Here is a 25,254-nt window from a genome sequence, read left to right as displayed (position 1 = left end):
GTGCATGGGTGCATAAAAATACACAGGTTTAGCGCGCAGGCGGGGCGGGGAGTCGACGGCGCGCCGTGGGACAATCTGCATAATCCTAGCTTTGCTCTTCAATCAATCCGTGAAGTTGCTTAGCTAGAAAATCATGTTCACTCGCTACAAAAGTTTTAATACTAGCTCGTATTGACCAAGCACCAAAAATAGTAATCGCTGGCCCCAAAGTGCCTATGAAAAAAGTCATTGAAAAGACTTTAACCCAAGCACTTTCAAGCTCAGAAAATGGTGTATTCATTACTGTCATAACGTGCCAAGCCAGCATAGAAAGGCCTGCAAAAAATAGGAATGCACCTAAGGTGAACAAGAACACCCCAGTCAAGAAGGTGAAAAAATTCCAGCAAATAGGATACTTTGTTGCACCACCGAGATTTGTCTTATGAGTACTAAAATTGCATCCAATTATGAGAGGGCTTGAATATCCAAAAACATTCCATGCTCTCAGCGGCCCCCAATGAACCTTCGCCAAATTACTTATCAATGGGGCGGTAGCCTTTTTCCCATAACATTTCCAAAAAGCAACTTCAAGTTTAAAACTTGCCGCTTGCAGTTTTCATTTTTCACGAAATTATCGTAGGCATCTTCTAGCTTCTTGATTTTATTATCATTACTCACAGCAAGTGTAATATTGGGTAAACTGAGATTTATCACTTCATACGTCTCCGATGATAAACAAACAAACCGCCCCAAGGGGCGGCTTGGCGTCGCAGATTGGCATCTAGGCTAACGGTTGCTGATGATCAGCTCTCCCCTAGGCTCTGTCGCCTGCTGTCCTACAGTGTATCGAATTTCAGTAGTGCGCTGCGTTAAGCCCTGGAAGGCGTCGCGCATCTCGGGCGTGTCGTTGACGCTGATCACGAACTGCCCCTGCCCTGCCCGTGCCAGCTCTCCCATCCGGTAGTACTCCTCCAGCGGGAAGTCGCAACCGTAGCCGGCTGTTCCCCAGTACGGTGGGTCGAGGTAGAACAGCGTGCCTTCCCGATCGTAACGCTTGATGCACTCTGCCCAGTCCAAATGCTCGACCACTGCACGAGCCAGGCGTAAGTGCGCAGCGCTGAGATCTTCCTCAATTCGCAGCAGGTTCATTCGTGGTGGGGAAACGGCAGAGGTGCCAAACGTTTGGCCGCTGACCTTACCGCCGAAGGCGAGTTTTTGCAGGTAGAAGAAGCGCGCCGCCCGCTGGATATCCGTCAGGTGACGCGGGTCGATCTCGCGTTGCGTGAGGTACTCTTCCCGGCTGATCAGCCCCCAGCGGAACTGTTTCACCAGCTCATCCGGGTGGTGCTTCACTACGCGGTAGAGGTTGACCAGCTCCCCGTGGGCGTCGTTGATGACTTCCACTTTGCAGGGGGCTTTCATAAAGAAGAGCGCAGCACCGCCGCAGAAGGGCTCCACATAGGCGGTGTGCGGTTTGAAAAGCGGTAGGATCTGTTTAGCCAAGCGGCGCTTGCCGCCCATCCAGGGCAAAATCGGTCGATTCATCATCCATGACACCTGTTCAAATATACAGTATTTATATACAGTAGTGGGTATCGCTTGCGGGGCCGGGACGCCTCCACTGCTTTCAGGGATGAAACGAGCGATATGCGCCTGGTCATGCCAGGCGCTTTTTTATTGTGGGTCTAGCGAATACTCCCGAAACCGAATCACCTCCTCCCCCAGCACATCGTTGATCTCACTGAACACCGCCTGCACCGGTTCCAGCTCGTTGGTAACGAACACCTTGGCGGCTTTCTCCACATCGCCAAACCCGCCGGTATTGTTGGGGATAATGCCCATCAGCTGAGGGGGGATGCGGTGGCCTGCCAGCTGGTCGTCGCGGGTAATGTTCTTGATCGCGGTGAAGTCGTCCTTGGCGGCCACCTCGCTGATCGGGATGATCTGGATGCCATCTTTCTTCCCGTTCGGGCTGTACAGGAACAGGTTGCGGAAGTTGCCCACGCCCTTCGACTCCTTCAGCGCGGTGCGCATGGCGTCGATGTCTTCCTGGTTGTGGGCGGCGTCGGAGACGTACATCACGAACCCCGCGTGGGAGCCGTTCAGGTAGTACTTGCGCCGAAACAGCGTGGCGTTCTCGTTGAGGAAGATCGACTGCAGCGCGCCCAGGTAATCCGGCACGCCGTACACCTCCTGGTTAATATCCGGTTCCAGCAGGTGGATGATGCTGCCATCCTCAAACTCGCTGCGCTCCGACCAGTTGGGCACCCAGAAATAGCGCTTTAGATCCGCCCCGCGGCGAACGTACTTCGCCCGCGCAGGCTTCAAGGCCAACAGCCTCCCCAAGCGGCCGAAGATCCGCTCCAGGTAGCAGTTGCCAAATACCAGGTAGTCGGTAGCCAGCGCGCTAAATGCTTGGCGGCTTAACAGCGGGTGGGGAATGAACGAGCGCACCAGAATATTGCGCTTCACCTGAATCGCCGAGCCGTGGTGCGCCGTGGCGCGGTAGGTCTGGGCCAGCGCGGGAAAATCCACCGGCGGCTCGTACCACTCATTGCCTAGCATCCAACAGCCGGTATAGAAAAAATCGTACCCATCGATCACCGGCGTCGGCTCACCGAAGCTAAACGCCTCCGCTTTGGCAGGCGCGGCGGTGGTGTCGGCGTCTGTCACGTAAGCGGGCACGCGCACCCGTGGCTTTGCTGCCGCGTCGCTCATCCGTACATCTCCATTAGGGAACGGCCCGTGCCATGGTCGGCGGGGCCATCAAGAGGCTCATTGTGTAAGGCGTGCATGGTCGCCCACGCCAAGTCAGCGTGGCCGGTTTGGTTATTGCGCCCTGCGGTGTAGGTCATCTGGCGCCCGGAAGCGGTCAGCTCCCGGCGGATCGCCATAAACGACTGGGCGAGATCCACCCAGCCAGCATCAAATTCAAGCCGCCCCTTGTTGATGATCTGCTGCGCCTGCATCACCAGCCGCGACTTCATTTCCGGGGTATAGCGGTACCGGGTCACGGTGGGGAAGAACTTCGCTACCAGCTGGGCCACGGCTTCCCCGAGGCCCGAGGTATCGATGCCGATAAAGGTCACGTTATAGCGGCGGGTCACGCTGCGGATAAATTCCGCCTGGGCTTCATAGTCGCGGCCCTTGAGGCGATGGCGTTCCAAGATGCGGTGCTTGCTGTCAGCGGTTTTCGGCGGCGCGACCACCACCAACCCTGCCCCATCGCCATCCTCACCATCCCCCGCCGGGTCGTAACCAATCCATACTGGAAACTCGCCATACGGCCGTGGTGCGAAGGGTTTCAGATCCCGCCAGGCATCCCAGCTATCCACCATGCAGCGCTGCATCATCGCCAGCGGGAAGGCGCTCTGCGTATCGTCCACGAACTCACACATCAGCAGGTTCGCAAACTCGTCATCCGAGTACTCCAGGCGCAGCTGGTCGATGTCGAACAGGTCACAGCCCCCGGCGATGGCATCCTCAATGGTCACGATCTGCCGCCATTGGCCATCCGGCCCCCGCGCCCCGCTCTTCAAGGCCGCGTGGCTGACATCGATCTTCACCCGGTCGGCTTTCTTCTGGCGTTTGTTGAACCGGTCACCGGTCCAGAACGGGTACGCCTCATGGGCTACCGAGGAAGGCGTGCTGAAGTAGGTCTGTTTCCACTTCTTGTGCATGGCCATGCCCGACGTCACCTTGCGGAACGTCTCGAAGCCATGAATCCAGAAGTATTCATCCAGGTAGGTATCGCCGTGGTAGCCCTGCGCCGTCTTGGCGTTGGTACCCAGAAAATGCAGCTCCGCGCCATTGGCGAGAATGATCGGGTCGCCCTTGAGCTCCACCCCGGTCACTTCCTTCACGAACTGCACGATGTAGTGGCGGAAGATATGCGCCTGGGCCTTGCTCGCACTCATGAAGATCTTGTTCTTACCGGTCTCCATGGCATCGGCAATCGCCTCGCGGGCGAAGTACCAGGTCGCACCGATCTGGCGGCTTTTGAGCAGGTTACGAATGCGCTCATGCTGCCCCGCCCGGTACCAACCCCGCTGGTAATCGAACAGCGAAGCCTCGAACGCCTCGACAATCTGAATCACCCCTTCATCGCCCACATCGTTACGGGCGGGCTTCTTCTTCGGCCCCGCGTTGCGGCGCTCGATGTTGGGGTTTAGGTCGGCTTCCTTCCCACTGCCCTGGTACTTATGCACCCGGGCCAGCCGCTCGATCTGGCGGCCCAGCAGGTCGATCTCCTTAAAATCCTTGCCCTCTTTCTGCTCCTTCCAAATCAGCTGCACCAGGCGCGCTTCCAGCGCCCCCTCAACGCGCTGAGTGGGCGTGGCGTCGTCCCAGGCGTCGCGCTTTTTCCAGCTATCAATCGTTGCCCGTGGCAAATCCAGAAACTCGGCAATGCGCGCAATCCGCCACCCCATCCAATAGAGATGGCGGGCAGAAAGGCGGTGCTGGTCGTCGTCAATCGGGGCTTGGGCTGTCATGCCGCCAGCGTACCCGCGCAGGCACGGTCACGATTGCCCCGCCCGATGTAAGTCACACCACTTACACCCAGCCCTCATTGAGCCAAGGCCCCACTGCGGGGAACCTGACCGCAGCCAAACGCCCACCCACTCACCGAGGCCCGACCATGCCCTGGCACCGTATTGCAAAAGAAGGCGCAACCACCGATGGCCGCACCATCAGCGCCGAATGGCTCACCCAAATGGCCGCCAACTTCGACCCCGCCAACTACGGCTGCCGGGTCAATATGGAACACATCAAAGGCCTGCTGCCGGATGGCCCCTTCAAAGCCTACGGCGACGTGACCGCCCTCAAAACCGAGGCAGACGACGACGGCAAGCTAGGCCTTTATGCCGAGATCGACCCCACCGACGAACTCAAGGCCATGGTCGAAAAACGCCAGAAGGTCTACACCTCCATGGAGATCGATCTCGACTTTGCCGACACCGGTGAAGCCTACCTGGTCGGGCTGGCGGTCACCGATTCCCCCGCCTCGCTCGGCACCTCCATGCTCAAGTTCAGCGCCTCTGAGGGCAAAAACTCCCCGCTGGCCGCCCGCAAACAGCGCCCGGAAAACCTCTTCTCCGAAGCGCTGGAAACCGACCTCTCCTTTAGCGAAGCGCCGCACGAGCAAGGCCCCACGCTGGCCGAGCGCGTCAAAGCGCTGTTCAAAAAGCAGGACGCCAAAAGCGCCGCCGGTTTCGAGGCCTTCCGCAGCGAGCTGGAAGAGACCCTCGGCCTGTTCGTGGAAAAACACCAGGCACTCGGCGACGCCCTGAAAAAGCGCCCCACGCAAGCCGCCTTCAACGAGCTAAAAAGCGATCACGACACCCTGAAAAAAGAGTTCAACGCGCTCTACACCCAGCTCGACAGCACCCCCAACCGCCCGGCCCGCACGCCCGCCACCGGCGGCGACACCGACATCGAAACCGACTGCTAAGAGACGCCCATGCGCAACGATACCCGCAAGCACTTCAACAACTTCGCCGCCAAAGTAGCGAAGCTCAACGGCGTCCCGGACGCCACCCAAAAATTTGCCGTCGACCCCACCATCCAGCAGCGGCTGGAAAAGCGCATTCAGGAATCCAGCGACTTCCTCTCGCGCATCAACATGGTCGGCGTCGATGAGCTGAAAGGCGAAAAGCTCGCCCTCGGCGTTACCGGCCCCATCGCCGCCCGCACCAACGTCGCCAACCAGGATCGTAAAACCCGCGACCTCACCACGCTGGATGCCCAAGGCTACGAGTGCCGAATGACCGAATTCGACACCCACCTGGGTTACGCCAAGTTGGATGCCTGGGCCAAGTTCCCCAACTTCCAGTCCATGGTGCGCGATGTCATCGTTCGCCAGCAGGCGCTGGACCGCATGATGATTGGCTTCAACGGCACCTCCGCCGCCGCGCAAACCGATCCGGTGGCCAACCCGTATTTGCAAGACGTCAACATCGGCTGGCTGCAGCAGTACCGCACCCAGTCACCCGCACGCGTCATGGCAGGTGGTAAAACCAACGGCAAAGTGGTGATCGACCCTACGGCTAAAACCAACGAACCCGGCATCGTTGGCGACTACGCCACGCTAGATGCTCTGGTCTACGACGTGGTGCACAGCCTCATCGCCCCCTGGTTCCGTCGCCTACCGGGGCTGGTGGTCATCCTTGGCCGCAACCTGATGTCTGATAAGTACTTCCCGCTGCTCAACCAGCTACCGCCTAGCGAGCAGCTCGCCGCCGATCTGGTCATTAGCCAAAAGCGTATCGGTGGCCTGCAAGGCATGGATGTGCCCTTCTTCCCCGATAACGCGCTGATGGTCACCACCCTGGATAACCTCTCGGTCTACTGGCAGAACGGTGCCCGCCGCCGCTTCGTCACCGAGAACCCCAAGCGCAACCGTATCGAGAACTACGAATCCTCCAACGACGCCTACGTGGTGGAAGACTTTGGCGCGGGCTGCCTGGTGGAAAACATCGAACTCTCTGAAAAAGCCATCAACGGTTAAGGAGATACGATGACCAGCCCAGCCCGCCGCCACTTTGAACGCGTCAGCGCTGCCCTCGCCGCCGCTGACGCGGGAGAAGCCCCCATGCAAGGCGAAGCGTATGAGCTGATGCAAGCCGCGCTGTTTGAAGACTATCGCCTGCTCAAATCCACCCAATCCATGGAGCGCAAAGCCGAGATCAAGCGCGAGATTTTGCCCAAGTACGCCGAGTACGTGTCCGGTGTGCTGGAAGCAGGCCAGGGCGCGCAAGACGACGTGCTGATGCGCGTGATGCTCTGGCGCATCGATGCCGGTGACCTCGCCGGGGCCATTGCCATCGCCAAGTACGCCACCAAGCACGGCCTTACCCCGCCGGATCAATTCGAGCGCGGCACCGCCGCCATCATCGCCGAGGAAGTCGCCGACCAGGCGCTGAAACAGTTGGATGAAGAAGGCGCAGACACCACCGCTCTGCTCGTGCACCTAGTGGATGTGGAAGCCCTCACCCGCGATGCGGATATGCACGACCAGATCCGCGCCAAGCTGCACAAAGCGCTGGGCTACGCCTGCCGAGCCACTGGCCAGCTAGACGACGCCCAGCACCACCTGGAACGTGCCCTCGCACTCAACGACCGCATTGGCGTGAAGAAAGACCTCGAACGCCTGGAACGAGAACGCAAACAGAACGCTGCCGCTGCGCCCACGGGCTAGCGGCCAACCGAGTCGACCGCCGACGTCAGGGGGCGCGACGTAAGAGCCAGGCGTTTTAACGCCCATGCTCGAACGCCGCCCACCCCCTTTTTATTCATCGCGCCCGACCCCGCGCGAAAAACGTTTAACCGCTACCAGGAGGCACGATGAGCAGCTTTATCTCGGCAGGTACACCGACAAATGAAACCAATGAGCAGCCGCTCGACAGCCCGCTCGAAAACAACGGCTTCTGGCCGGACATCCAGCCCAGCGATTTTCGCGCCACGCACCGGCTAGACAGCACCATCACTCAGCCGCGTATCGAAAGCGCCTTGAAGGCCGCCATGATCACGGTCAACCGTGTGCTGCGGCATTGGCAGCAGGCCAAGGTCGAAGCGGGTTACCCCACCATGGCCTCGCTGCCCATTCCCGTGTGGCAGTCGCCGGAAGTGTTCAACGTGCTCTACCTGCGCGCCGTGTACTCCACCGCTCACGCCAGCCTGCTGGAGCACTACGCCGATTATGACGCCACCAACAGCGCCCGGGAGCGCGGCGAGCAGCTCCAAGCCCCTGCCGATGGCTACCGACGCGACGCCGCCTGGGCGATCAGCGAGATCGAAGGGCGGCCACACAGCACGGTCGAGCTGATATGACCCGCTCTCAATCAACCACCGTGCGCGCCCAGCAGCACGACACCCTGGATGCCATTTGCTACCGCGTCTACGGCACCACCCGAGGCGTCACCGAGCAGGTGCTGGCCGCCAACCCCGGGCTGGCAGAACAGGGGCCGGTGCTGCCCCACGGCACGCCGGTCACGCTGCCTGCCATTCTCCAGGCCACCCAACGCGCCCCCACGGTAAACCTGTGGGATTAACGTTCTAAACCGCCGAGGCCCGAATGAGCCACCACTTTGAAATCACCACCGAAAGCGCCAAAGCCGCGCCCCCGGCCATCGTCTCGCTGCTGCACGTGGGCGGCATGACGCCCGCCGACTGGGTCACGGTGCTCACCCTGCTCTACCTGGCGCTACAAATCGGGCTGCTGATTCCCCGCTACCTCACCCGCTTACGTGACTATTGGGAGAACCGCCGTGGGTCTTAAAACCAAGCTCGGCGTCAGCCTTGCCGCCGGGGCCATCAGTATCGCCACCGCCGTGGTGTCGTTTTATGAGGGGTACGAGCCCACCGCCTACCGCGACCCCGTGGGTATTCCCACTATCTGCTACGGCCACACGGCAACCGCCCGCCTGGGGCAAACCCTTAGCCAAGTCGAATGCACTGCGCTGCTGCAGCAGGATCTTGGCGACGCCTTCGCGGTGGTGGATCGCCGCGCCCAGGTCAAACTTCCAGAACCCACTCGCGCCGCGCTGGCCTCGTTTGTTTACAACGTCGGGGCGGGTAACTTCGCCCGCTCCACCCTGCTGCGCAAGCTCAACCAAGGCGACCTGCGCGGCGCCTGTCACGAACTCAGCCGCTGGGTCTACGCCGGTGGCCGCAAGTTGAACGGTCTGGTCAGCCGCCGCGCTACCGAGCGGGAACTGTGCTTGGCAGGCTTAGCACAGGAGACCACGCCATGACCCGCCTACTCGCCGCCCTTGCCATTTTGGTGCTCGTGCTGCTAGTCACCTGGGCGCTGTGGCAACGCACCCACGCCGCCGAAACCCGCGCCGAACTGGCCGAACAGCAGCTCGCCCACTCACAGCAGCGGGAAGCAGAAAGCAAGGTGGTCATCGATGCGCTCTGGGAAAATGCCATGCGTCTAGAAAGCCAGCGCCGCGCCCTCGCTCAGCAGCAGGCCACACTCACCCGCACAGCGGCCAACCGCCTGGCCACCATTGAGGAGCTACACCGTGAAAATGCACAACTTCGCGCTTGGGCTGGCTCTCGCCTGCCTGATGCTGTTATCCGGATGCGCCGCCGCCCCGCCGTCACCGGTGCCGACGCTTATCATCAATCAGTGCGCGACCCCCAGCCCCTGCACGCTCCCCGCGAGTAACCCCGAAACCAACGGCGAACTCGACCTGCAGCTAGAACGCACCGAAGCCGCCTGGGCACAGTGCGCCGCCGAAGTCGATGCCGTCATCGCCTGCCAAGAGGCCCACCATGCAGAAGCTCCACCTGCTACGCGCACACCTGATTAACGCGGTACCCGCCCTGGCGAAAGACCCCGAACGGCTGCTCACCTTCGTGGAAGAAGGCAGCATCGCCTTTCGGCGTGGCCCCAACCTCACCCACGAATACCAGTTCACCGCCCAGCTCGTGCTCACCGACTTCAGCGCGAACCTAGACACCATCATCGTGCCGCTGCTGCAGTGGCTAGCCGAGTACCAGCCCGACGCCGACCCCGCCGAGGCCATCCGCTTCGAAGCCGAGATCCTCAGTCATCAATCGGTGGATGTCGCCCTGCGGGTAACGCTCAGCGAACGGGTGCTCGCCAAGGTGGAGTGCGCGACCGGGCACATTAAGATCGACCGCGCCCTGCCCCGGTTTGATTCAACCGCCTGCCCGGATACCCATTGGCAGCTACTGATCCGTGACAGCGACGCCCAAGCGGAGTACACCCTCGTAGCCGAATGGGACGGCCCGCATGGCGGATAACATGGAAGCACTAGAGGAGTGGGTCGGCCCGCTGCTCGCCAAGCTGGACGACCAACAGCGCCGCGCCCTGGCCCGCAACGTGGCGCGAGATCTTCGCCGCCGCCAGCGCGAACGCATCCGCGCCCAAACCAACCCGGATGGCACGCCCTACGCCCCGCGCAAAGAACAGCGCCTGCGCGCCCAGCAAGGCAGCATCAAACGGCGCGCCATGTTCAGCAAACTATCCACCGCCAAATGGCTCAAGGCCACCGCCCAAGGCGACACCGCCGTGGTGGGCTTCTTCGGCAGCGTCGCCCGCATCGCCGCCACCCACCAGCGCGGCCTGAAAGATCGCGTCACCCGCGACGGCCCCCGCGTGGAGTATGCACAGCGAGAGCTGCTCGGTTTCACCGCGTTAGATCAAGAACACATCATGGATTCTGTGCTGAAGCACCTCAGCCCCGGCTAAGCGGCTCGGTGTAAACCGCCCCATTCACACCCGCCGCCGCTTCGCCTTCGCCAAACGCCGCCGCAGGATAGCGGCTATGAACATTCCCGAACTCCTCCGCCTGCTGCACAACCTGATCCGCCTCGGCACCATCGCCGAGGTGGACCACCGCGCTGCCCGCGTGCGCGTCAAAACCGGCGAGCTATTAACCGATTGGCTGCCATGGATCGAAGGCCGCGCAGGCACCACGCGGGATTGGGACCCGCCCACCCAAGGCGAGCAAGTCATCCTGTTTTCACCCGGCGGTGACCCCGCCGCCGGGGTAGTGCTGTGTGGGCTGTGCTCCAACGCGCACCCCGCCCCGGCAGAGGTCGCCACGCTGTGGCGCAGGCTCTTCCCCGATGAAGGGCTGTTCGAGTACGACCACGCCAACAGCGTGCTGCGCATTCGCCTGCCCGGTGCCATCGAAATCAGCGCACCCGGCGGCACCACCTGGCAAGGCAACATCCAGCATACCGGCGAGCTCAACCGGCAAGGCGGCTACCAGCAGCAAGGCGGCGGCCTGACTCACAACGGCAAAAACGTGGGGCACGACCACGCCCATAGCGGCATCCAGCCCGGTCCCGCCAACACCCAAGGGCCAATCTAATGGCAGGCATGAACGCACACACCGGCCGCCGGCTAGATTCGCTGGCCCATATTCAGCAATCCGTGGCGGATATTCTTACCACGCCCATCGGCTCCCGGGTGATGCGCCGCGAGTACGGCTCGCTGCTGCCGGAACTGATCGACCAGCCCTTGAACGGCCCCACCGCCCTGCGCGCCTACGCCGCCACGGTGGTGGCCCTAATGAAGTGGGAACCGCGCATTCGCGTGCAGCAAGTCACTCGGCAGGTCTCCACCCAACGCCCTGGCCGGTTCGATCTGATCATCACCGCTCGGCGCGTGGATAACGGCAAGCGTATTAGCGTAGAGGTGCCCGCCCCATGAGCGTCGCTATCGACCTTTCACAGCTACCGGTTCCTACCGTCGTCGAAGCCATCGACTACGAAGTCATACTGGCCGAGCTCATGGCCGACCTACAGCAGCGCTACCCCGCGTTTGACGTACCGGCCGAATCCGACCCCATCTATAAAATTCTGGAGGTTGCCGCCTACCGGGAGCTGCTCGTTCGGCAGCGCGTCAATGAAGCCGCCCGGGCGGTGATGCTGGCCTATGCCGCTAAGAAAGATCTCGACAACCTGGGCGCGCTGTTCAACGTCAAACGCTTGCAGACCCACCCCGGCGATCCCGACGCTATTCCCCCAGCACCGCCCACGTATGAGGAAGACCCGGATTTTCGCCGCCGTATTCTGCTCTCCCTTCAAGGGCTATCCACCGCAGGGCCGGAAGGCGCGTACATCTACCACGCCCTCTCCGCTTCCGGGCAAGTGCTTGATGCCAGTGCGACTAGCCAGCAGCCGGGCGAAGTGGTGGTCACGGTGCTCTCAAGGGAAGGTAACGGCACAGCCAACCAGGCGCTGCTCACCACCGTCGACCAAGCCGTCAGCGCCGAGGAAGTACGCCCGCTGACCGACTTTGTTACGGTACAAAGCGCCGAGATTCTCCCCTATACCATTCAGGCCACGCTGTTTTTCTACCCCGGCCCCGACAGCCAAGTTGTATTGGCTGAAGCGCAGCAAATGGCCCAGCGCTACGCCAACGAACAGCACCGGCTGGGTAAAGACATCACGCTCTCAGGGCTATACGCCGCGCTGCATCGCCCTGGTGTGCAACGGGTAGAGATGGCCAGCCCCACCGCCAGTATCACCGTCAACCGACAACAGGCCGCTTACTGCACTCAGCTCCAACTCACCGATGGAGGCATCGATGAGTGACCAAAGCCTGCTACCCCCTAACGCCACCCCACTAGAGCGCAGCACGGCGGAAATCACCGTGCGGATAACGGACATACCCACGCCGCTGCGCGAGCTATGGAACCCGGATACCTGCCCTGCACCGCTGTTGCCATGGCTCGCGTGGTCGCTCGGCGTCGCCGCCTGGAAGCCCTACTGGTCTGAAGCCATCAAACGCCAGCGCATACGCCAGGCAGTAGACATTCACCGCCGCCGGGGAAGCGTGCAATCCGTTCGTCGTGTCGTGGAGTCGTTTGGTGCAGGCGTCGCCATCCGTGAATGGTGGCAAACCGAACCCAAAGGCCAGCCCCACACCTTCGAGCTCGTACTGACCGTGCGCGCCGATAACAACGCTGCCGAGCTACAGGAAGACATCGTTGAAGAAGTCATGCGGGTAAAGCCGGTGCGCAGCCATTTCAACCTGGTGGCGGGCATTGCCGCCGAAGGCAGCATCGGCCTATATGCCGCCGCCCGCCCCACGCTCTACCGTCGCCTTCAAGTCGAGGAATAACATGGCACTAAACATCACCGTTACGAATGCCGGGCGGGCCGAGCTCATCAACGCCGACCACACGGGCACCGGCCCGGTGACCATTACTCATGTCGCGTTTTCCAGCAGCGTCTTCACGCCCAGCAAAACCCTCACCGCACTCCCCGAAGAGATCAAACGGGTCAGCAGCATCGCCGGCGAAGTCGTAGCCGACGATACCATCAGCGTGACCGCAAAAGATGAAGGCACCGATGCCTACAGCGTGCATAGCATTGGCCTGATCAGCGAATACGGCACGCTGTTCGCCGTGTACAGCCAGCCTGCGCCCATCATCGAAAAGTCGGGGCCCACCACGCTGCTGCTCACCATCGATATCATCCTGGCCGACCTGCCCAGCGCCTCGCTCACCTTCGGCGATATCAGCTTTAGCAACCCACCTGCCAGCCTAACAACCCCCGGCGTGGTCACCCTGAACAACGCCACCGACAGTAGCGCGCAGCATCAGGCGGCCACCCCTCGTGCCGTGAAGGCCGCCAACGACAACGCTGAAACCCGCCTGGCCAAAAGCCAGAACCTGGGCGATCTTCCTAGCCCAAGCCAGGCGCGCAGTAATTTAGGCCTGGGTGCCTCCGCCACCATGGGCACCACCGCTAGCCGCACCTCCAACAGCACCGCGACCGTGCTGCAAGCCAAGGCGATGAACGATCACCGCCAAAGCGGCGACCACGACGACCGCTACGTGCAACGCAGCGGCGACAGCATGAGCGGGGATCTCACCCTCAGCAAAAGTAATCCCTGGCTCACACTCAACAGTACCACCAGCGGCGGCATAGGGTCCGACCAAGGTGCCGGGGTATCGATTGGGGAATCAGGCTACAAGGGAGGTGCCGCCATGCACCTCACCTACACCGGCGATGGCAAAGGCCACATCGGCATGGGCACAGTCGACCCCGATACCGGTATCCCTGAATTCAGCGCTATGGAGCTTCACTACCGTGGCCGCGAAGTCTCCTTCAAAGGCGCGCTACAACTGCCAGGGGCTACCACGCTGGAAGGAGCCACCAACGGCCTCAGAATCAGTAACGCGAGCAACGGATCGGTCGATATCGGCAACCGCAACACCGGCTACACCCACTACCAAAGCACCACGGGCAAGCACTACTTTTACGGCGATGTACACGCCCAAGGCCGTTTCGTCGGCGATGGCTCAGGGCTAACCGGTACGGCGTCGTTACGCGCAAGAGGAACAACCAAAGACGACGTGGGGCTGTCACGAATCCCCAACGTGGAGGTAACGGCGAACCCCGACCCCTCCACCATCATGCAACGCAACTCATCGGGTGATGTGTGGGCGCGGCTCTTTCGCTCCACTTATACCCCCAAAAACAGCAACGTCCAGGTCATCTACACCTCGGCCAGCGACGACGGCACCGACTTCATGCGGCCATCCACGCCTGCCCAGGTGATGGATGCCGTAGGGGCAACACGCAGAATCAATACCGGCAGTGGGCTAACGGGTGGTGGCAACCTCAGTGGCGACCGCACCCTAAGCGTAGACAGCTCCATCCTCAGAGCCTCGGGCGACAGGGCCGCTCACTTACGGCTCAACAGCTACACCTACTTGAACGACTACGACGAACCGTTCGGCTCCGATCACGGCCTGCGCTTCTACGTCCGCGATGGCGTTATCAATATGTCAGCCACCGGCGGCGAAACCCGCCATCCCGAGCTGAATTTGGGAAGCGACAGGGTCTATCACCAGGGCAATCTCGATAGCGCGTTTCCCGGTGACATCGCCCCCACAGGATGGACGCGACTCCCCAACGGTCTGATCATGCAATGGGGGTTTATTACCATTCCCGTTGGTTCACTATTCGCCAGTAGTGCGCTTCCCACCACGTTTCCCAATCGCGCCTTCCGAGGCGTGGCTACCCGCGTCTCGGCGGCAGTCTCGACGGAAGATACCTGCGGCATCGAGATCTCAAAAACCGGCATCACCATCGCCGCCGCTGGGTCGTCGGGTAACCGAACATTCAACTACTGGGTATATGGCAACTAAGGGAGAAAATGAGCATGAGAACGTTCTACAGCGCGGCAACCAACAGCTTCTACGATACCCGCCTCTTTGGTGAACCCACGCTCGCGATCATCGACCCAGACTTTGAATGGCCCATGATCGAGGTGCCCGACTCTGACCACCAGGGCGAAGGCGACGCGCCATTGATCCAGGTACGCGACGACACCATCGAACCGCCGATGATCACCGTACCCAATCCCGATTGCCGACTGCCTGAAGACGCCATCGAAATCAGCGCGGAGCAGCACCAGGCATTGATCAACCACGACGGGACCCAGCAGCTCGCTGCCGATGAGCATGGCCGCCCGATCCTGGTAGACCATCCGCCCATGCCGTTAGAAACATTGGCCGAACTCAAGCGCCAAGAGCTAGACCGAGCCCGCGATGCCGCTTTTGCTAAGGGATTGGAGTACGACTTCAACGGGGAAATCGATGTGGTGCAAACGCGCCCTCAAGACCAGATCAACCTATTAGGACTGTCAGCAAAAGCGCAGCGCTTGATCGCGGCAGGCCAACCTGACGCGACGCTGACGTTCAGAGGCGGCGACAACGTCAACCGCGAGCTGACCGCCGCCGAGATCGACATGTTGACGCTGGCAGCTCTAGCGCATATTGAGCAAATTTATCAACAGAGCTGGGAGCTTAAAGATGCGCTACAGGTTGCGCTAAATTCCCATGACCAAGAAGGCATCATAAACATATCTTGGCGAACCTAACTGATGACATCAATTAAGTAGCCTCAGCATTCCCGAATTAGTAGATTGGTGGCTCTACAATTGACAACGTTGCTTGCTGAAACGGGGAGCTGCTATGACCACTGAAGCGCAAAAACGCCAAGAAATACTGTTTGCCAAAAGAGTCGCTTCTCTTCTGGGTGAAGCATGGGAAATCAAAGAAGGAAAAAATGAAGAAGAATGGCCGGACCTCACCGTCACCCACCAAGGCGATACCTTTGGTGTCGAAGTTTTAGAAATTAACATCGACAATTCAGAGGAAGGATCAAAGCTAAGAGAAAAAGAAAACTATGCTAAGAAGTATCTATCCCAATTAGCTGAAAACTATTATCAAAAATCCAGCATCCCTATCAATGTAAAACTCTCTGGAATAAATAGAAACAAAGAAAACAAAGGAAAGAAAAGTAAAACAGCTCAAAAGAAGAATATCATTGACACATTGGTCGCCATATCAAAGGACATTGAAGAACTTGAGCAGAAAAGAGTAGAGATTCACAGAGGATGTGTTGCTTACATCCGTCGCTTACCCGCACGCTTCAAGAACTATAACCAATGGGAGTACGTACCTGACCGGGTAGGCTGGGTTCACTCTCCTAGCGCATCCTTTTTTCAAAAAGAACTCGATAAAAAAATAGAAAACCTCGACAAATACAAAAAACACATGCATGACGTCAGAGTTCTTTTGGTTGCAAACAGGGCCTACAACTCAGGACGTATCGCATTTTCAGATGACATTCAGTTAAATAAAAATGGCTTTAAGAACGTGTACATTCTCATCTTCCCTGAATTCGTTAAAAAATTCTGAAAAGCCCAAAAAATTGCCAAGTAGTTCCTAATAAAAGCAGCGGCGCGAGGTTACATAGCTCAATCTCTTAGCCTCGCGCACTGATCTTCTCACACAATATTGTCCCCCAGTTCCCGCACAACGCCCGCCGCTACCCTCCCACGCGCAAGCACCACACCATGGGCTTCACTCAGCCAGTACTCCATGAACCCGCTTGAACCTGCGCAGGAGACAAGCCATGACCGACCGTTTTCACAGCATCCGCGTGACCGAGATTAACGAAGGCACACGCCCTATCCGCACTGTATTAATGAATTTTTCTTTTTCGTGATGTGGTAAGAACGCCGGCTCTAGTCCATAGTCTTGGTAACTCCATCTGTAATTGGGAAAAAGTAATGTCGGCTTCTGACTGGGTAGCATTAACGGTAGGCTTAGGAAATGCTGCAATCGTAGCGATAGGTTTGTTTATGGCTCGAAAGCATGCTCGCCAATCTGTTCGGCCTTACATTATGAGCCAAATGACATTTCCAGATGATGCGTTTGGAACCGGAGATGTGGCACTTCACAATTGTGGTCTAGGTCCAGCTGAAATAACAAAGATCACTATTTTCAAGGAAGGAAAGCCTTACCCTGGAACAATTGACGAGGCTTTCAAGGCCGTAGCCTATGACCTTGGAGAGAAAGGAAATATTAAACCTTTAGGCTGGATTGATTACCAAAAAGGGCATGTAATCCCGCAAGGTGGTGCTATGCCTATCGGAAGGTTTAGATGTACATCAGAAACAAGCTCTGATGACACGCGGGCTGAACTAGCCAAGTTACGTATACAGATTGAAATAGAATACTGCGATATGTATGGGCAAATTTTTAAACGACGTGACCCTAATGATGGTAATCAAATCTAACTTACCTTGAAAATCAGCCCGCCTCGGCGGGCTTTTTCATGCCTGCTTCACACCCACTATGTAAACCACCCCACTTACACCCACCACCGCTACCACCCTCCCCTCAGCCCCCGCACGATACCTGCGTGAATTCACCCTTTTCGTTACCCGAACAGTGAACCTGCGCAGGAGCCACCATGGCACTCGACCAATTCCACCACGGCGTGCGCGTTGCGGAAGTTAATGACGGCACGCGTACTATCCGCACCGTCTCCACCGCCGTCATCGGCGTGGTTTGCACCGCGCCGGATGCGGACGCCACCACCTTTCCCCTCAACCAGCCCGCGTTGGTCACCAATGTGGACACCGCCATCGGCAAAGCGGGCACCCAAGGCACGCTAAAGGACACCCTCACTGCCATTGGTCAGCAGGCCAAGCCCATCATCGTCGTGGTGCGGGTAGAAGAAGGCATCGACGCCGATGAAACCACCGCCAACGTGATTGGCACCACCACCGAGCTAGGCCAGCGCACCGGGCTGCAGGCGCTACTGACCGCCAAGCAGAAGCTGGGCGTCACGCCGCGCATTATTGGTGTGCCTTACCTGGACACCCAGCCGGTGGCCACCGCCATGGTCTCGGTGCTGCAGCAGCTGCGCGCCTTTGGCTACGTGTACGCCCACGGCTGCGAGACCACCAGTGATGTCATCGCCTACCGAGATGAATTCGGTGCCCGCGAGCTAATGGTGCTTTGGCCCCAGTGGCAAGCGTTCGATACCGACGACGCGCAAACGCTGGACATTAGCCCCGTGGCTATCGCCCTGGGCCTGCGCGCCAAACTCGACCAAACCGTGGGCTGGCACAAAACCCTGAGTAACGTGGCGGTGAACGGCGTCACCGGCATCAGCAAAGACGTGTTTTGGGATCTGCAAAGCCCCAACACCGATGCAGGGCTGCTCAACGCCGCCGATGTCACCACCCTGGTTAACCAAAACGGCTACCGCTTCTGGGGTTCGCGCACCTGCGCCGGGCCGCAAAGCCTCTTCCCGTTCGAGAACTACACCCGCACCGCCCAGATCCTCGCCGACACCGTGGCCGAAGCGCACCTGTGGGCGGTGGATCTGCCCCTGCACGCCTCACTAGCGCGAGACATCATCGAAGGCCTAAACGCCAAGTTCCGCGAGCTGAAAACCCTAGGGCTGATTGTCGATGGCAGCGCCTGGCTGAACGAGGAGCTCAACACCCAGACCTCTCTCAAGAGCGGCAAGCTGCGCATCGACTACGACTACACGCCGGTACCGCCGCTGGAAGACCTCGGTTTTCAGCAGCGCATCACCGACTCCTACCTGGCCGATTTCGCCGAGCGCGTCGCGGCCACCGCCTGATTGGATTAGCGAGAGACCCCCATGGCACTCCCCAAAAAGCTCAAAGACCTCAACCTGTTCAGCAATGGTGAAAGCTGGCAGGGCATCGTCCAGTCGATCACTTTGCCCACCCTCACCCGCAAAATCGAAGAGTGGCGCGGCGGAGGTATGGATGGCGCGGTGGGTATCGATATGGGCCAAGACGGCCTGCTCACCGTGCAATGGACAGTAGGCGGGCTAGTTGAAAGCCTGTTCGACAACTTCGGCACCGCCCGCATCGACGCCGACATGCTGCGCATGACCGGCAGCTACGAACGCGACGACATCGACGACGCCTCCTCAGTCGAGGTGGTCATGCGCGGCCGCCACACCGAGATCGATATGGGCGACGCCCAAACCGGCGAGAACACCGAGCACCAGGTCACCAGCACGCTCAGCTACTACAAGCTCACCATCGACGGCACCGAGAAAATCGAGATCGACCTGGTGAACGGCGTGTTCAAGGTCAACGGCGTTGATCGCCTCGCGGGCCGCCGCCAGCGCCTGGGTATTTAACACAGGCATTTAACCCGCTTCCTTTTGCCCTTAACCCAACACCAGGAACACTCTCATGACCAAAGCTGCCGTCACCCAAGCCATCGCTGCCACCATCACCCTGGATACCCCGCTTACCCGGGGCGAGACCGAAATCACAGAGCTACGCCTGCGCAAACCCACCTCCGGCGAGCTGCGCGGCGTCTCGCTGGCCGATGTGCTGCAGATGCAAACCGACGCGCTGATCACCCTGATCCCGCGCCTCTCCAATCCATCGCTCACCGCCACCGAGGTGCGCCAAATGGACCCGGCGGATCTCGTCCAGTGTGGCGGTGAAATCGCCGGTTTTTTGCTGACGAAGCGGGCCAAGGGCGAGAGCGAATAAACCTCCCCAACCAGGTAGAAGACGCGATGGCGGATCTCGCCATCGTCTTCCACTGGACCCCGCAAGACTGCGCCGCCTTTACCCTGCGCGAACTCATGGCCTGGCGAGAACGGGCGCGCAAACGTAGCACCACCACCGACACCAGGAGCCAGCGTGGCCGGTAACAACCTCAAGCTGCAGGTCATTTTAAACGCCGTGGATAGGGCCACCCGCCCGCTGCGGGCCATCGACCGTGCCAGCCAGGCCGCGTCCCAGGCCATGCGTGAAAACCGCGACCGCTTAAAGCAGCTACAGGCCACGCAGAAGAACGTCAGCTCCTTTCGTACCCTCACCCGGCAATCCTCGGAAACCGCCACCGCCCTGCGGGAACAGCAAGAGCGCATCCGCCGCCTCTCGCAGCAAATGCACACCCACCAGGGCGACAGCGCCGCCCTGCGCGCCGAACGGCAAAAGGCCATTACCCAAGCGCGCAGGCTTAGCCAGCGGGTGGATGAAGAACGCCAGCAGCTTCAGCGGCTGCGCAGCACACTAAACGAAAACGGCGTCAGCACCGCTCACCTCTCCCGCGATCAACGCCGGCTTTCCAGCGAGATCCAGCAGGCCAACACCGCCGTGGAAGAGCAGCGTCAGCGGCTCAAACGGCTGGCCGAACAACAGCGCAACGCCGCCCAAGCGCGTGGCCGCTACGACCGCGCCATGAGCCTACGCAGCAGCATGGCCGGCACCGGCGCAGGCATGGTAGCCAGCGGCGGTGCCGCGCTGTACGCCGGGGCACGGCTGCTGGCCCCTGGTGTTGAATACGGGGAATCCATGTCGCGGGTGCAGGCGCTCACACGCCTGGAAGGAGACGACGAACGCCTGGCAGCGCTTCGCCAGCAAGCGCGGGAGCTAGGGGCCACCACCGCCTTTAGCGCCGGGCAATCCGCCGATGCCCAAGGCTACCTGGCGATGGCCGGTTTCGACCCCGCCGCCATTCAAGCGGCCATGCCGGATATGCTCAACCTGGCACTGGCCAACCAAACGGATCTCGCCCGCACGGCGGATATCTCCTCCAACATTCTCTCCGGCTTCGGGTTAGACCCCGCCGAGATGGGCCGCGTGGGCGATGTGCTCACCGCCACCACCACGCGGGCCAACGTCGATTTAGAGATGCTCGGCGAGTCGATGAAGTACGTCGCCCCGCAAGCGCGGGCGATGAATATGTCGCTGGAACAATCCGCCGCCATGGCCGGGCTGCTAGGTAACGTGGGTATTCAAGGCAGCCAGGCAGGCACCACCCTGCGCGCCATGGTCACCCGCTTGGCCGCGCCCACTGGGGCCGCCGCCGGAGCGCTGGCCGACCTCGGCGTGAACGCCAAAGACGCCGAAGGCAACCTGCGCGACATCCCCCGCATTCTCACTGATGTGGCAAGAGCCACCGAAGCGATGGGCAACGCCGACCGCGCTGCTTACCTAAAAGAGATCTTCGGCGAAGAACCCGGCGCTGGCATGGCGGAACTGATCGCCCAGCAAGGCAGCGAAGGCATCGAAGCGTTTGTCGAGATCCTTTCCAACGCCGCCGGCGAAAACGCCCGGGTGGCGAAAACCATGGCCGACAACATCGACGGCGACCTGAAATCGCTCAAATCGGCTTGGGATGAAGTGGGTATCTCGATCACCGAGACCAACAACGGCGCGCTGCGCGGCTTGATTCAGAACGTCACCGCCATCACTCGCGGCATCGGCCGCTGGATTAACGAAAACCCCAAGCTGGCAGGCACCCTTGCCAAAGCCGCCGCCCTTGTGGCGGTGCTGGTGGCAGCGGGCGGCGCGCTTACGCTGATGCTCGCCTCCATCCTCGGCCCCTTCGCCATGGTGCGCTTTGGCATGGCAATGCTCGGCCCGCAGGCGCTCATGCTGGGTAAAGCACTTACCTGGTTAGGAGGGGTGATTCGCGCCGTGGGCATGCTGGCGGTGGCTAACCCCATTGGCGCAGCGGTGGCCGCGATCGCCGCCGCCGCGTATCTCATCTACCGCTACTGGGAACCCATCAAAGCCTTCTTCCAAGGCTTGTGGCAGCAGGTGAAAACCGCGTTCGGTGATGGGCTAGGGGCAGTCGCGCAGCTGCTGATGAACTGGTCGCCGTTGGGGCTGTTGTATCGGGGCATCACCACCGCCCTTTCCGCGCTGGGCGTCGAGATCCCCGCCCGCTTCACCACATTAGGCAGCGCGGTGATTGATGGGCTGCTGGTAGGGCTGCGCAACGGTCTCGGCACCGTGCGCCAGGTGATTACCGATCTCGCCAGCAGCATCGCCAACTGGTTCAAAGAGATCCTCGGCATCCACTCCCCCAGCCGTATATTCGCCGGGTTTGGTACCAACATCATCGAAGGGTTAATCGGCGGGCTGACCGGCAAACTCGCCGACCTACGCGACCGCGTGATGGGCATTGCGGGTAACGTGCGCAGCTGGTTTGCCGACGTGCTGGATATCAACAGCCCCTCCCGCGTGTTCACCCAGCTAGGCGGCTACACGGTGGACGGCCTGAACCAAGGGCTAGACGCCCAGCGAGACGAACCCGCTAGGCGCATTCAAGAGATCGCCCGCCGCGTGAGCCGCGCCGGTGCCGGGCTGGCACTCGGGGCGGCCACCCTGCCCGCCGTGGCGATGCCCAACATCGAGCAGCAAGCGCCCATCCAGTTTGATAACAGGCCGCCGCTCACGGCGCAAAGCCCCCAGACCAGCGGTTTCACGATGGGCGATATCAATATCAACGTCACGCCCGCCCCCGGCATGAACGAACAGCAGCTCGCCCAATACGTGGCGCAGGAAGTGCAGCGCGCCCTCACCAACGCCCAGCGCGACGCCCAGGCGCGGCAACGTTCGTCAATGAGAGATTTGGATTAGTGCTTCTCTTGGTCACTCTCAACCGACTGGAACACCAAAGTAGCCAGGTTATAGGTGATGCCATAAAGCGAAATGAACATCAGCGAGATTGGCCCATAAATCGCTGTCCGCCTAGCAAAGTTATAAGGGCCGAACTCGATATCCGTGGGTATCAGACTGACCAACTGCGAAGAGACCGCCATGAGCAGGCAAAACAATGCGGATAAGGCCAGAGGGTAACTTTTTGAATGGCGAATTTTGATGTAGCCAATCATCACCATGGCAATAGCCACGTAGGTAGAAGCATCGAAGCTTTTGACCATTTCCATAAACACTTCATTTGTAGGCGAGAAGTGCCTGGAAAGGAAAGTGATGCAGGCTAAAAACACCACCAAGCCCGTCAAGCATTGCATCAAGAACCTACTCGCCAGTTCCACTTTGGGGTGCTTAATCTGGCGATCAGCGTCTTGCCAACCTAGATAACGTTTAAGGAGATGTTTCATGCTAATGGCCCTTGGCATGTTCGTATTTGAGACCCGTAGCGTGCCCTACCAGGAATTAAAACGCATCACCGAATGGCGGCACCCCAGCCAATCCCGCGTGGGGCAGCGGCCCGCTTACCAGTTTGCTGGCCCAGGGGCGGATACCATCACCCTCAGCGGCACCCTGCTACCCACCTTCACCGGCGGCCGTTTTAGCCTAGATGAGATCCGCGAGATGGCCGACCAAGGCAACGCCTGGCCGCTGGTCGAAGGCACCGGCCGCCAGTACGGCCTATGGGTGGTAACCCGGGTAGAGGAAACCAGCACGCACTTTTTCCGTGATGGTGCCGCAGAGAAAATCGAGTTCAATCTCACGCTGGAACACGTCGACGACGAACGCACCGACCTGATCGGCCGCTTGGCACTGCCCGCCGTGGCACGGTTAGCAGGGGGCTATGTATGAATGCCTACCCCAAGCCCAGCTACCGCATCACGCTGGATGGCATCGACATCACCCCACGCATCAACGGCCGTTTAATCAGCCTCTCGCTGCGCGAACAGCGCGGGCTGGAAGCCGACCAGCTGGACATTACCCTGGCCGACCACGACGGCCAGCTCTCCATTCCCCCACGCGGGGCAGAGCTGCAAGTGGCATTTGGGTGGCGGGAGGAAGGGCTGGTGGATAAGGGCCGCTTTACGGTGGATGAAGTGCAGCACACCGGCACGCCGGACCAGCTCACCATTCGCGCACGCTCGGCGGATATGCGCGGCCAACTGCCCGGCAAGCGCACCCAGGGCTGGCACGATGTCACGCTGGGCGAGATCGTCACCACCATCGCAGGCCGCAACCGCCTAGAGCCGGTGGTGGCCGCCGCGCTCAACGGCATCCGCATTGGCCATATCGACCAAACCGACGAATCCGACCTGAATTTTCTCACCCGCCTGGGCGAGCGTTACGATGCCATTGCCGCCATCAAAGCCGGGCGCATGCTGTTCACCGTGGCCGGCCAAGGGCTAACGGCCAGCGGCCGTGCCATGCCCGCCATCACCCTCACCCGCCGTGACGGCGATCAGCACCGCTACAGCGTGACCGACCGCGACGCCTACAGCGGCGTGAAAGCCTACTGGAACGACACGCGAGGCGCAGAGCGCCAAACCGTTCTGGCAGGCACGGAAGAGAACGCCAAACAGCTACGCCCCACCTACGCCACCGAAGACGACGCCCTAGCCGCCGCCCGCGCAGAATGGCAACGCATCCAACGCGGCCTGGCAGAGTTTGAGCTTACGCTGGCACTAGGCCGCGCCGACCTGCTGCCCGAAACCCCGCTCACGCTAACGGGCTTCAAGCCTCAGATCGACGCCACGGCCTGGCTGGTGAGCGAGGTCACGCACTCGCTGAATGATGGAGGGTTTGGGACGGTGGTTAGGTGTGAGGTAAGAGGTTAGCTTTATGCAGCTATTATCAAATTCGTCGCATTAAACTGCTCAATTATCCCAGAATCAGCTTCTGATATTTTTTGTGCTGCTTTAGATGGAGATACAGGAGCCTCGAACTTGTTAAAGCTCCACATCCGGTACAATTGAACTCTTTCGCTGTGATCAGATGTTAGATAGATAAAAAATTTCGTATCTGAATGCTCAAACATAATTTTTTCTGAACAGTATCTCCTTACTCGCTCACACAAAGGGTCAATCTCTAAAAGTTCATTATGCAGCTTTGCCACGGATCTCGCTGAAGAATTGTGTTCAGTGTATTCCAAACGACTTATGAGACCCTTCTTTCTCTCCAGTTCATCAATAAGATTCAATCTGTATGCATGGTTAAAAATGTTCAACCCTTGAACCTCATCCAATGTATGCGTGAGGACACTTACTTCCTTCTCGACTTTACCTGTGACTTCGCTCTTTTCTTCAACTACTTTCCTAACATCCACAGTTATAGATCGCCTACCTGATTTAGCCATTTCCTGTAGCTTTGAAACAGCACCAGAAGGTAAAGAATTTATCAAATCAGAAACATATTTATTCACACCACTTATCTTTTGAGCTTCTGCTTCTATTTTATTTATAATCTTTTCTTTATCATAGAAACAATGATTAACATACCTAACTCTTTCAAAGAACCGCTTTTTATTGTCGTAGTGAACCACTGACCTTCTTAGCTCACCTTCTGGATCAAAATCTTTAACGCATGTACTTCCAAGGAGCGACTTGATTCCATCAGTTAACTCAACAACATATCCATTTCTGTGATTTTGACCACATATATCTTTTTTCTTTTTTTCACAAAAACACTTTAAATGAGGTTCTGAATCTTTTAAGCGGTAATCTCCTATCAGTGCCACAAAATTATTGGCATTCACTGCGGTAGGGGTTTGAGTATCTACGATCTCAAGAATATCACTAGTACGCTCATAAGAATTTATATCCAATCTCTTACTCATCCCTACCCCTAGCTGTATTAGGTTCACGGATATTTTCTTAATATAACCTAGCACACAGGTAGCGCGTGAACCAATCTGGATCGGGAGTCAGATTAATACCCCCAGCCATTCCATGGCCGGGGGTATCAGTGCCGCAATC

32 protein-coding genes are annotated in these 25,254 nt (G+C 59.3%); 26 read left to right on the top strand and 6 right to left on the bottom strand.

The window, feature by feature from the left end; all coding sequences use genetic code 11:
- Positions 1 to 85: 85 nt before the first annotated feature.
- From NH398_RS05895 to NH398_RS05880, 4 genes are all read right to left on the bottom strand, one after another.
- Positions 86 to 349, bottom strand: a complete 264-nt coding sequence (locus tag NH398_RS05895; protein WP_253017197.1) for a hypothetical protein — start codon at positions 347 to 349, stop codon at positions 86 to 88.
- Positions 350 to 765: 416 nt separating this feature from the next.
- Positions 766 to 1,527 carry a DNA adenine methylase gene (locus NH398_RS05890; RefSeq protein ID WP_253017195.1) on the bottom strand — a complete coding sequence of 254 codons (762 nt, stop codon included), beginning with the start codon at positions 1,525 to 1,527 and terminating at the stop codon, positions 766 to 768.
- A gap of 126 nt (positions 1,528 to 1,653) precedes the next feature.
- On the bottom strand, positions 1,654 to 2,697 hold the full coding sequence (locus tag NH398_RS05885; RefSeq protein WP_253017193.1) for a phage portal protein: 1,044 nt from the start codon (positions 2,695 to 2,697) through the stop codon (positions 1,654 to 1,656).
- Positions 2,694 to 4,472 (bottom strand): terminase family protein, encoded by a 1,779-nt coding sequence (locus NH398_RS05880; protein ID WP_253017191.1) that lies wholly within the window; start codon positions 4,470 to 4,472, stop codon positions 2,694 to 2,696. Before NH398_RS05880 ends, NH398_RS05885 begins: the two co-directional genes overlap by 4 nt.
- A 146-nt stretch (positions 4,473 to 4,618) precedes the next feature.
- Here NH398_RS05880 and NH398_RS05875 point away from each other — a divergent pair, with 146 nt between their 5' ends.
- From NH398_RS05875 to NH398_RS05770, 24 genes are all read left to right on the top strand, one after another.
- Complete coding sequence (locus tag NH398_RS05875; protein ID WP_253017189.1) at positions 4,619 to 5,431, top strand: GPO family capsid scaffolding protein; 813 nt, start codon at positions 4,619 to 4,621, stop codon at positions 5,429 to 5,431.
- 9 nt (positions 5,432 to 5,440) lie between these two features.
- Complete coding sequence (locus NH398_RS05870; RefSeq protein ID WP_253017187.1) at positions 5,441 to 6,487, top strand: phage major capsid protein, P2 family; 1,047 nt, start codon at positions 5,441 to 5,443, stop codon at positions 6,485 to 6,487.
- Between the two features lie 9 nt (positions 6,488 to 6,496).
- Positions 6,497 to 7,177 carry a phage terminase small subunit gene (gene gpM, locus NH398_RS05865; RefSeq protein ID WP_253017186.1) on the top strand — a complete coding sequence of 227 codons (681 nt, stop codon included), beginning with the start codon at positions 6,497 to 6,499 and terminating at the stop codon, positions 7,175 to 7,177.
- A gap of 146 nt (positions 7,178 to 7,323) precedes the next feature.
- Entirely contained in the window at positions 7,324 to 7,809 is a 486-nt protein-coding gene (locus NH398_RS05860) for a head completion/stabilization protein (protein ID WP_253017184.1), read from the top strand.
- Complete coding sequence (locus tag NH398_RS05855; RefSeq protein WP_253017182.1) at positions 7,806 to 8,030, top strand: tail protein X; 225 nt, start codon at positions 7,806 to 7,808, stop codon at positions 8,028 to 8,030. The genes NH398_RS05860 and NH398_RS05855 overlap by 4 nt, the downstream gene beginning before the upstream one ends.
- Positions 8,031 to 8,053: 23 nt before the next feature.
- Complete coding sequence (locus tag NH398_RS05850) at positions 8,054 to 8,257, top strand: hypothetical protein (protein ID WP_044627847.1); 204 nt, start codon at positions 8,054 to 8,056, stop codon at positions 8,255 to 8,257.
- Complete coding sequence (locus tag NH398_RS05845) at positions 8,247 to 8,732, top strand: lysozyme (RefSeq protein WP_253017180.1); 486 nt, start codon at positions 8,247 to 8,249, stop codon at positions 8,730 to 8,732. Before NH398_RS05850 ends, NH398_RS05845 begins: the two co-directional genes overlap by 11 nt.
- A complete protein-coding gene (gene lysB, locus NH398_RS05840) occupies positions 8,729 to 9,151 on the top strand; it encodes an Rz-like lysis system protein LysB (protein ID WP_253017178.1) in 423 nt (140 codons plus the stop codon). The genes NH398_RS05845 and lysB overlap by 4 nt, the downstream gene beginning before the upstream one ends.
- On the top strand, positions 9,051 to 9,296 hold the full coding sequence (gene lysC / locus NH398_RS16800) for an Rz1-like lysis system protein LysC (RefSeq protein WP_219863188.1): 246 nt from the start codon (positions 9,051 to 9,053) through the stop codon (positions 9,294 to 9,296). The genes lysB and lysC overlap by 101 nt, the downstream gene beginning before the upstream one ends.
- Positions 9,259 to 9,753, top strand: coding sequence for a phage tail protein (locus tag NH398_RS05835; RefSeq protein WP_253017176.1), 495 nt, complete (start codon positions 9,259 to 9,261; stop codon positions 9,751 to 9,753). Before lysC ends, NH398_RS05835 begins: the two co-directional genes overlap by 38 nt.
- Positions 9,743 to 10,201 carry a phage virion morphogenesis protein gene (locus tag NH398_RS05830; protein ID WP_253017174.1) on the top strand — a complete coding sequence of 153 codons (459 nt, stop codon included), beginning with the start codon at positions 9,743 to 9,745 and terminating at the stop codon, positions 10,199 to 10,201. Before NH398_RS05835 ends, NH398_RS05830 begins: the two co-directional genes overlap by 11 nt.
- Positions 10,202 to 10,277: 76 nt before the next feature.
- Entirely contained in the window at positions 10,278 to 10,829 is a 552-nt protein-coding gene (locus tag NH398_RS05825; RefSeq protein ID WP_253017172.1) for a phage baseplate assembly protein V, read from the top strand.
- Entirely contained in the window at positions 10,829 to 11,170 is a 342-nt protein-coding gene (locus NH398_RS05820; protein WP_253017170.1) for a GPW/gp25 family protein, read from the top strand. The genes NH398_RS05825 and NH398_RS05820 overlap by 1 nt, the downstream gene beginning before the upstream one ends.
- Positions 11,167 to 12,057, top strand: coding sequence for a baseplate J/gp47 family protein (locus NH398_RS05815; RefSeq protein ID WP_253017168.1), 891 nt, complete (start codon positions 11,167 to 11,169; stop codon positions 12,055 to 12,057). Before NH398_RS05820 ends, NH398_RS05815 begins: the two co-directional genes overlap by 4 nt.
- Positions 12,050 to 12,586 (top strand): phage tail protein I, encoded by a 537-nt coding sequence (locus NH398_RS05810; protein ID WP_253017166.1) that lies wholly within the window; start codon positions 12,050 to 12,052, stop codon positions 12,584 to 12,586. Before NH398_RS05815 ends, NH398_RS05810 begins: the two co-directional genes overlap by 8 nt.
- 1 nt (position 12,587) lies before the next feature.
- A complete protein-coding gene (locus tag NH398_RS05805) occupies positions 12,588 to 14,624 on the top strand; it encodes a tail fiber protein (RefSeq protein ID WP_253017154.1) in 2,037 nt (678 codons plus the stop codon).
- A gap of 14 nt (positions 14,625 to 14,638) precedes the next feature.
- On the top strand, positions 14,639 to 15,358 hold the full coding sequence (locus tag NH398_RS05800) for a DUF4376 domain-containing protein (protein ID WP_253017153.1): 720 nt from the start codon (positions 14,639 to 14,641) through the stop codon (positions 15,356 to 15,358).
- Positions 15,359 to 15,452: 94 nt separating this feature from the next.
- Complete coding sequence (locus NH398_RS05795) at positions 15,453 to 16,181, top strand: hypothetical protein (protein WP_253017151.1); 729 nt, start codon at positions 15,453 to 15,455, stop codon at positions 16,179 to 16,181.
- Between the two features lie 374 nt (positions 16,182 to 16,555).
- Entirely contained in the window at positions 16,556 to 17,065 is a 510-nt protein-coding gene (locus tag NH398_RS05790) for a hypothetical protein (protein WP_253017149.1), read from the top strand.
- A gap of 176 nt (positions 17,066 to 17,241) precedes the next feature.
- The gene (locus NH398_RS05785) at positions 17,242 to 18,426 is read left to right on the top strand and encodes a phage tail sheath protein (RefSeq protein WP_253017147.1); all 1,185 of its coding nucleotides are present in this window, start codon (positions 17,242 to 17,244) and stop codon (positions 18,424 to 18,426) included.
- Positions 18,427 to 18,447: 21 nt separating this feature from the next.
- Positions 18,448 to 18,960, top strand: coding sequence for a phage major tail tube protein (locus tag NH398_RS05780; RefSeq protein WP_044627860.1), 513 nt, complete (start codon positions 18,448 to 18,450; stop codon positions 18,958 to 18,960).
- A 55-nt stretch (positions 18,961 to 19,015) separates the two neighbouring features.
- Positions 19,016 to 19,324 (top strand): phage tail assembly protein, encoded by a 309-nt coding sequence (locus tag NH398_RS05775; protein ID WP_139525405.1) that lies wholly within the window; start codon positions 19,016 to 19,018, stop codon positions 19,322 to 19,324.
- A 26-nt stretch (positions 19,325 to 19,350) separates the two neighbouring features.
- Entirely contained in the window at positions 19,351 to 19,488 is a 138-nt protein-coding gene (locus NH398_RS16725) for a GpE family phage tail protein (protein ID WP_082051383.1), read from the top strand.
- The gene (locus NH398_RS05770) at positions 19,478 to 22,210 is read left to right on the top strand and encodes a phage tail tape measure protein (protein ID WP_253017145.1); all 2,733 of its coding nucleotides are present in this window, start codon (positions 19,478 to 19,480) and stop codon (positions 22,208 to 22,210) included. Before NH398_RS16725 ends, NH398_RS05770 begins: the two co-directional genes overlap by 11 nt.
- Here NH398_RS05770 and NH398_RS05765 read toward each other — a convergent pair.
- Complete coding sequence (locus NH398_RS05765) at positions 22,207 to 22,692, bottom strand: hypothetical protein (protein WP_253017143.1); 486 nt, start codon at positions 22,690 to 22,692, stop codon at positions 22,207 to 22,209. The genes NH398_RS05770 and NH398_RS05765 overlap by 4 nt on opposite strands.
- On the opposite strand from NH398_RS05765, the gene NH398_RS05760 reads away from it, so the two are divergent.
- Both NH398_RS05760 and NH398_RS05755 read left to right on the top strand, forming a co-directional pair.
- Positions 22,691 to 23,134 (top strand): phage tail protein, encoded by a 444-nt coding sequence (locus NH398_RS05760; RefSeq protein WP_253017141.1) that lies wholly within the window; start codon positions 22,691 to 22,693, stop codon positions 23,132 to 23,134. The genes NH398_RS05765 and NH398_RS05760 overlap by 2 nt on opposite strands.
- Entirely contained in the window at positions 23,131 to 24,117 is a 987-nt protein-coding gene (locus tag NH398_RS05755) for a phage late control D family protein (RefSeq protein WP_253017139.1), read from the top strand. Before NH398_RS05760 ends, NH398_RS05755 begins: the two co-directional genes overlap by 4 nt.
- A 2-nt stretch (positions 24,118 to 24,119) precedes the next feature.
- Here the strand turns inward: NH398_RS05755 and NH398_RS05750 are convergent, their stop codons facing one another.
- Complete coding sequence (locus NH398_RS05750; protein WP_253017137.1) at positions 24,120 to 25,115, bottom strand: hypothetical protein; 996 nt, start codon at positions 25,113 to 25,115, stop codon at positions 24,120 to 24,122.
- Positions 25,116 to 25,254: the final 139 nt, after the last annotated feature.

Origin of the sequence: Halomonas sp. CnH100-B (genome assembly GCF_024124605.1) — a bacterium.
Lineage (GTDB): Bacteria > Pseudomonadota > Gammaproteobacteria > Pseudomonadales > Halomonadaceae > Vreelandella.
This window is presented reverse-complemented; position numbering and strand designations above follow the sequence as displayed.